Raw genomic sequence first — 5,345 nt, 5'->3', positions numbered from 1 at the left:
CAGGATCTGCACGTGACCGAGAAGCCCGACCTCACGCCGGTCTCCGACGCCGACACCAGCGTGGAGAAGGCCATCCGCGCGACCCTGGCCCGGACCCGCCCGCGCGACGCGGTGCTCGGCGAGGAGTTCGGCGCGACCGCGGCGGCCGCGGGCTCCGGCAAGCGCCAGTGGGTGATCGACCCCATCGACGGCACGAAATCCTTCATCTCGGGCTTCCCGACCTGGGGCACCCTGATCGCGCTGCTGCACAAGGGCACGCCGGTGTTCGGCATGATGCACCAGCCCTTCATTGGCGAGCGTTTCTCCGGCGACAACGGTTCGGCGTCCTACAAAGGACCATCGGGCGAACGGCGCTTGGCGGTGCGGCGGTGCCCGTCGCTCAAGGACGCGACGCTGTTCACCACCTCGCCGCTGCTGATGAACGACAGCGACCGCGCCATCTTCGAGAAGGTGCAGGCGGAGTCGCGGCTGACGCGGTTCGGCGGCGACTGCTACGCCTATTGCATGCTGGCGGCCGGTCAGCTCGATCTGGTGATCGAAACCGAGCTGAAGCCCTACGACATCGCGGCGCTGATCCCGATCGTTACCGGCGCGGGTGGCATCGTCACCACCTGGGACGGCAAGCCGGCGCAGAGCGGCGGCCGAATCATCGCGGCCGGCGACAAGCGCGTCCACGAGGCGGCGCTGAAGATCCTGAACGCCTGAAGGCGTCACCGCGGCAGGGCCAATCCCTCGATCATGCCTCGCAACGCGGCCAGCCAATCGGTGCGATCGCCGCCCCCGGCCAGCGCGAGCGCGGCCCGATCGTAGGCGGCGCCGAGGAGTTGCGCCGTCTGTTCGATCGGCACCGGCCTGAGCGCGCCGGCTTCGGCGGCTGCCTGTAATCCCTCCCGCAAGGTGCGAACCCCGTTGCGGCCGTCGATCGCATCGACCTCCTCCCCGCCGAGCACGGATGGCGCATCGATCAGCAGCAGCCGCGTCCGGCCCGGCGCAGCCATCGCCTGCAAATAGGCTTCACCCCCGGCAACCAGCGCAGCGATCGGGGACCCGGACGAAGGCGCTGCCTCGATCTCCGCCGCGACAGCCGCCGCTTCAGCCTCGATCACCGCTCGAAACAGCGCCTGCTTGTCGGCGAAGTGGTGATAAAGCGCGCCCCGCGTCACCCCTGCGGCTTCGGCCAGATCCGGCGTACTCGTGTCCGCATAGCCGCGAGTCACAAACGCCTCCCGTGCTGATGCAAGCAAACCCGCGCGGGTCGTGCTGGAGCGTTCGAGATTGGTGCGTCGCTTCGCCACTGGCATACATGCAGCCTGTATGTTAAATAACATACACAGTGTATCTTTATTCGGCGACGGAGGGAAGCGATGCGCGTGACCAGCTACTATCCTGTGATCATGACCGACGATGTCGGCGCGACGGCGCAGTTTTATGCGCGGCATTTCGGCTTCCGGGTGCTGTTCGACTCCGACTGGTACATGCATCTGCAATCCGCCGACGACGCGACCATCAATCTGGCCGTGCTCGACGGTGCCCATCCCACCGTTCCGGCAGCCGGGCGCGGCAGGATCGCAGGCCTCATCCTGAATTTCGAGGTCGAGGATCCGGATGCCGAATACGCCCGGTTGCAGGCGGCGGAGCTGCCGATCCTGCTTCCGCTTCGTGACGAAGAGTTCGGCCAACGTCATTTCATCACGGCCGATCCGAACGGCGTACTGATCGACATCATCAAGCCGATTCCGCCGAGCGGCGACTACGCGGCCCAATACGTCGAAGGCGCTGCATCGCAGGCATAAGCGCGGCACCGGTTGTGCGCGGGCGCGCGATCGGTCAGGTTGCCCGCCGTGTCCGACTCGCTCCTGCTTCTCATCGCTTTTGTCTTCGCCTTCGCGGGCTTCATCAAGGGCGTCATCGGCCTCGGCCTGCCGACGGTCTCGATTGGCCTGCTCGCCGTGGTGATGCCGCCGGCGCAGGCGCTGGCGATCGTCATCGTGCCGGCCATCGTCACCAACATCTGGCAGACCTTTGCGGGCCGCTATTTGCGCGACATCCTGCGCCGGCTGTGGCCGCTGATGCTCGGCACCGTGATCGGCATCCGCCTCGGCTCCGGCCTGATGACCGGGCCTTATGCGCGCTATGGCACGCTGGTGCTCGGCGCGCTGCTGGTGGTCTACGGAATCTTCGGTCTGAGCCGCGCGCGCTTCGAGGTCTCGCCTGCGCATGAGAAGTGGCTGGGCGGGCCGGTCGGACTGGTCACCGGAATCGTCTCCGCCGCCACCGGCGTACAGGTGATCCCGTCGATGCCGTTCATGCAGGCGATCGGCCTGGAGAAGGACGAACTGGTTCAGGCGCTCGGCGTGTTCTTCACCACTGCGACGCTGGCGCTGGCGTTCAACCTCACCGACGCCGGACTGCTGTCGGTTGCGACCGCCCTGCCCGGTGCCATCGCCCTGGTCGCCGCCTTCGCCGGCATGTTCGCCGGACAGGCGGTCCGGACGCGGATGCATCCGGATCTGTTCCGGCGCTGGTTCCTGGTCTCGATCATCGGTCTTGGCTGCTACCTGTCGGCCGAAACGCTGGTACGACTGTTCGGCTGACCACCGCAGCGAACCGGCGTGACATGACGTAGCAGCCGTGTCGCACCGCCCCGCCGGGACCGGCGCGGCTTTGGCCGCCGCCACGGTCGTTTCTGCGTCTCACGGATGTGAAGCGGGATTTCGCCCGGCCATGCCGAGCCGGACAAAAAAACGCTTTGTTAAGCTGATCGAAACCGCAGCCGGGCCTCCTGACCGCGGGGGCTTCGACGAGCAGACGGGATCGATGCGCATGACACGACCAGGCAACAGACTGACGCGCACGGCGGCAATGGCGCTGCTCGGCGCCATGCTGCTACCAGGTGCTGCGCCGGCGCAGAGTCCGTTCGACGTCTTCAACTTCTTCACCGGTTCGCTGCCGGACAAGAGCGCCGCGCCAGCGGCGCCACGCCGCGCGACCGTCACCGCGCAGCAGGAGCCGGTGGCCGCCCTGCCCGGCAGCAGCGCAACGCCGGCCTGGAGCGGCGAGGACGGCGCCTCGGGGCATCCGTTGATGACCGCGCAGGCGATCCGCGAGGCCGCCGCCAATTTCGACAATTGCGTCGCCGCATTCTGGCCGGACGCGGCGCGCCGCGGCATCTCGCGTGAAAGCTTCGAGCGGTTCACCGCGAACCTGTCGCCCGATCTGCGGCTGATGGATCTGATGGATTCGCAGCCGGAATTCACCAAGGCGATCTGGGACTATCTCGACATCCTGGTGAACGACAACCGGCTCGCCCGCGGCCGCGAGATCCTGGCGCAGTACAAGCCGCAGTTCGACGCGGCGGAGCGCGCCTACGGTGTCGATCGCTACATCATCGCGTCGATCTGGGGCATCGAGAGCAACTACTCGACCCAGATGGGCGATCGCTACGTGCTGAACTCGACCGCGACGCTGGCCTGCGTCGGCCGGCGTCAGGCGTACTTCAAGGACGAGTTTCTTACCGCGTTGGAGATCCTGCATCGCGGCGACCTGCGTCCCGAACAGCTGCGCGGCTCCTGGGCCGGCGCGTTCGGCCCGACGCAGTTCATGCCGACAGCGTTCAAGCGCTTCGCCGTCGATGCCGACGGCGACGGCCGCCGCGACGTCGTCGACAACCCCGCCGATTTGATCGCCTCGACCGCCAACAACCTCAAGAAGGACGGCTGGCAGAGCGGCCAGACCTGGGGCTACGAAGTGGTGATGCCGCAGGGCTTCGACTACATGAAGGCCGATCGCAAGCAGATGCTGACGCTGGCGCAGTGGGAGCAGATGGGCGTGCGGCGCCCGAACGGCCAGGGCTTCCCGCGCAGCAGCGACAAGGCCTATGTACTGGCGCCCGCCGGCTCGGAAGGCCCCGGCTTCCTGATGCTGAACAACTTCCGCACCATCATGAAGTACAACCCGGCCGAAGCCTACGCACTGGCGATCGGCCATTTCGCCGACCGCCTGCGCGGCGGCCAACCCTTCGTCCAACCCTGGCCCCGCCACGAACGCGTCCTCTCCCGCAGCGAACGCCTCGAACTGCAACAGCTACTCGCCCAGCGCGGCTTCTACCGCGGCACGCCGGATGGCCAGTTCGGCAGCATGACAAGGGAGGCGCTGCGGAATTTCCAGGCGTCGATCGGAGCGCCGGCGGATGGGTTTGCGACGGGGGATATGTTGGAGAGGCTGAGAGGAAGGTAGGGGCGCGCCGCAGCTCTGACCGTTGTTACTTCAACTCCGCGTGTTGCCGATCGGCAAGCCGTCGCAAATCGGGTGGCCCCGCACCTTCGTCGTTGACAAAACTCCCGTCGCGGGTCCTACTGACTGCATGATCACTCGCGTCGCTCATCACGCTTACAAAAACCGCGCTCCTCTCGGGGCCGGGGATGCACGCGCGCGTTAATCGATCGCAGTTACGCATTCACCAAGCCCCGCCGGTTTCGACGGGGTTTTTTGTTGTGCTTCGTCGGCCGGCTCCTTTCGAAGGAGACACGACGATGGAATCCGACTCCGAACCGCCCAGCGGCCTGTGGCTGCCGTTGATCACGCCGTTTCGTGACGGCACGCTCGATGCCGCTTCGCTGCGGCGGCTGATCAGGTACTACGCACGGCAGCCGATCGACGGGCTCATCCTCGCCGGCACCACCGGCGAAGGGCTGGCGCTCGACGACGGCGAGATCGAGCAGCTGGCGATGCTGACCGCCGAAATGCTCGCCGAAGCCGGGCGCGCGCTGCCGGCGTGGCTCGGCCTCTCCGGCAGCGACACCCGCAAGCTGGTGCGGACGCTGGCGCGCACCGCAAACTGGCCGGTCGACGGCTATCTGATCGCCTGCCCGTACTACACGCGGCCGTCGCAGGACGGGTTGGTCCAGCATTTCGAGACGCTGGCGGGCGCCACGGCCCGGCCGATCATGCTCTACAACATCCCGGCCCGCACCGGCGTCAATCTCGGCAACGCGGCGCTGCTGCGGCTGGCCGAGCGCCCCAACATCGTCGGCATCAAGGATTGCTGCGCCGAGCTGCGCCAGACCGTCGAGCTGCTGCGGCTGCGGCCGCGGGGGTTCTCGGTGCTGAGCGGCGAGGATGCGGTGTTCTACGGCGCGCAGGTGCGCGGCTGCGACGGCGCGGTGCTGGCCTCGGCGCATGTCGAGACCGAGGCGTTCGCGGCCGTGCGCCAGCGCATCCTGGCCGACGACCGGCTCGGCGCCTCGCTGGAATGGCACCGGCTGGCCGAGCTGACGCGGCTGCTGTTCGCCGAGCCGTCGCCGGCGCCGCTGAAATACTGGCTGTGGCGGCAGGGGCTGATCGCC

At 67.4% G+C, this 5,345-nt stretch carries 6 protein-coding genes; 5 read left to right on the top strand and 1 reads right to left on the bottom strand.

The window, feature by feature from the left end:
- Positions 1-705 (top strand): histidinol-phosphatase (hisN, locus tag ACOJTD_RS18300; protein WP_420134298.1); only part of this gene is annotated, 705 nt, incomplete at its 5' end.
- A 5-nt stretch (positions 706-710) separates the two neighbouring features.
- Here the strand turns inward: hisN and ACOJTD_RS18295 are convergent.
- Positions 711-1,301: a TetR/AcrR family transcriptional regulator gene (locus ACOJTD_RS18295; protein WP_420134297.1), complete on the bottom strand. Its 591-nt coding sequence runs from the start codon at positions 1,299-1,301 to the stop codon at positions 711-713.
- A gap of 63 nt (positions 1,302-1,364) precedes the next feature.
- Here ACOJTD_RS18295 and ACOJTD_RS18290 point away from each other — a divergent pair, with 63 nt between their 5' ends.
- The 4 genes from ACOJTD_RS18290 to ACOJTD_RS18275 all read left to right on the top strand — a co-directional run.
- Positions 1,365-1,793 carry a VOC family protein gene (locus ACOJTD_RS18290; protein ID WP_420134296.1) on the top strand — a complete coding sequence of 143 codons (429 nt, stop codon included), beginning with the start codon at positions 1,365-1,367 and terminating at the stop codon, positions 1,791-1,793.
- Between the two features lie 48 nt (positions 1,794-1,841).
- Positions 1,842-2,594 (top strand): sulfite exporter TauE/SafE family protein, encoded by a 753-nt coding sequence (locus ACOJTD_RS18285; protein WP_420134295.1) that lies wholly within the window; start codon positions 1,842-1,844, stop codon positions 2,592-2,594.
- A 229-nt stretch (positions 2,595-2,823) separates the two neighbouring features.
- Positions 2,824-4,236, top strand: coding sequence for a lytic murein transglycosylase (locus ACOJTD_RS18280; RefSeq protein ID WP_420134294.1), 1,413 nt, complete (start codon positions 2,824-2,826; stop codon positions 4,234-4,236).
- A 296-nt stretch (positions 4,237-4,532) separates the two neighbouring features.
- Positions 4,533-5,345, top strand: an 813-nt coding sequence (locus ACOJTD_RS18275) for a 4-hydroxy-tetrahydrodipicolinate synthase family protein (RefSeq protein ID WP_420134293.1), incomplete at its 3' end; no start/stop codon positions are given.

The sequence above is a fragment of the Rhodopseudomonas sp. genome (assembly GCF_048594845.1).
GTDB lineage: Bacteria > Pseudomonadota > Alphaproteobacteria > Rhizobiales > Xanthobacteraceae > Rhodopseudomonas.
Note: the sequence above shows the minus strand (reverse complement) of the source record. Positions and strands in the feature narration are given on the sequence as shown.

Coding starts and splice junctions, on each gene's coding strand:
- ACOJTD_RS18290 (WP_420134296.1), top strand. CDS start 1,365: ATGCGCGTGACCAGCTACTATCCTGTGATCATGACCGACGATGTCGGC.
- ACOJTD_RS18295 (WP_420134297.1), bottom strand. CDS start 1,301: ATGCCAGTGGCGAAGCGACGCACCAATCTCGAACGCTCCAGCACGACC.
- ACOJTD_RS18280 (WP_420134294.1), top strand. CDS start 2,824: ATGACACGACCAGGCAACAGACTGACGCGCACGGCGGCAATGGCGCTG.